Below are 1,693 nucleotides of genomic sequence, written 5' to 3' on the forward strand. Positions count from 1 at the left end.
TCTGTTTTCATAATTTGAGGCTTCATATTATTTAACCAATATGCTGCATTAATTTTTGCATCTCTTTGATGCTGAATCATATTCCCTTTAAATTCACTATTAATCGAACTTATTTTACTTAAATCCGTCTCTTGTTGATTTTGAATTAATTTTGCATATGAATCCATTGCAAATATACTTGATGTCGTTTGTGCCATTACATCTTGGAATCCTGCTGGTCCAAGAGAATAGTTTTTCACATTTTCTTGTAGCACCTTTACATTTTGTTCTGCTGCAAAAGGATGTAAAGGAAATGCGTTACTCGTTGCCACCCCAGCAATCATTACCGCTAAAAGACATTTTTTATAAAATCGTTTCTGCATATTTTTCACCTATTCTCTTTATAAGGATATCAAAAGCTCCTGCTCACAACTGAACAGGAGCTTCAAATCATTCATCAACACTTAACGCTCTAACGATTCGTATTCAATTATGCTTTTTTCGTGTCTACTACTTTAATATCTTCAGCATAAATCTTTTCTGCATAGTCTTTAATGTTTTTCCAGCTATCTTTCGCAATGTTTAAATCTTCTTTAATGAAAACAAGATCGTTTGGACTAATTGAATCCACATTTTGAAGTAAAGAATTGTATTTCGATCCCATTGTATACCATTGGTTTGAAATGTTTTGCAACGCTGTAATTGCAGTATCAATCGTATTTGTTAAATACTCAGTTTGTGTTTTAATGTTCGTTAACCCAGCTACTTCTAATTGAGCAGTTGTAATTTGTCCAGTTATTTTTTGAATTTCAGCTTGTGCATTATCAAGTTCTTTCTTCGCTAATACGATACCAGCTGTACCACCGCCTACAGCTGCTGCACCACCTGCAATTAATGCGACTCCTAGCGGTGTTCCTGCGCCCGTAGCAATAACTACTGCACCACCAATAATTGCAATTGGTCCTAGAGCTGTCGCAACAGATGAACCGATAATAATTGCATTATATTTACTAATTGCCTCATTGTACGTTGTAATTTGATTTTGTAGAAGCGGAATTCCTGCATCTTGACTAGCTAATATAGATGTAATTTGATTTGCATCACCCTTGAAGTTTTGCGTATCCGACGTCATTTTATTTCGGAATTTTTTCAAGTCTTCTACTAACTGATCCACTTGCGCTTTATTTTCATTAATACTACTTGATAATCTAGTTAGGCCTTTCGTAAGAGTCGCTTTATCTTTTGCATCTACCGCAGCAACTAAAGTATCATAATAGTTTTGGAATTTTGTATTGTAGTTAATGATGTTTTGATTCGTTGAAATAAGCTGTGGCTTTAATACATCTAACCATTGCTTCGCATTTCCTCTAGCTGTATCTTGGTGCTGAATCACTTTTCCTTTTAAAGCTGCATCAACAGTCGATACATTTCCAAAGTTAACATTACCTTGTTTAATAATTGTTAAAGCATACAGATCCATTACTAAAGCATTTGAACCTGTTCTTTCCATTGCATCTTTCAAGCCTTCTGGTCCTAATGAATATTCTTCATAGTCATTATAAGCTTTTGCTACCGCATGAACTGGAGCTTGTTTCACTGTACTTTCAGCTGCATACGTATGAGCCGGCATAATATTTCCTGCTGCAAATACTGCCATAAGTGCTGATAGAGCCATTACTTTATATGGTTTTTTTGTCATTTTTCTTCTCTCCCT

2 protein-coding genes are annotated in these 1,693 nt (G+C 34.9%); both read right to left on the bottom strand.

Annotated features, from left to right (window positions below; all coding sequences use genetic code 11):
* A partial coding sequence (locus ACQGS6_RS27975) for an HBL/NHE enterotoxin family protein (protein ID WP_426965992.1) occupies positions 1 to 362 on the bottom strand: 362 nt, incomplete at its 3' end.
* Positions 363 to 469: 107 nt separating this feature from the next.
* Positions 470 to 1,678 carry a non-hemolytic enterotoxin NHE subunit B gene (gene nheB / locus ACQGS6_RS27980; RefSeq protein WP_000162975.1) on the bottom strand — a complete coding sequence of 403 codons (1,209 nt, stop codon included), beginning with the start codon at positions 1,676 to 1,678 and terminating at the stop codon, positions 470 to 472.
* Positions 1,679 to 1,693 lie beyond the last annotated feature (15 nt).

It is taken from the genome of Bacillus sp. GMs2/2 (assembly GCF_050172095.1).
GTDB classification, from domain to species: Bacteria; Bacillota; Bacilli; order Bacillales; family Bacillaceae_G; genus Bacillus_A; species Bacillus_A cereus.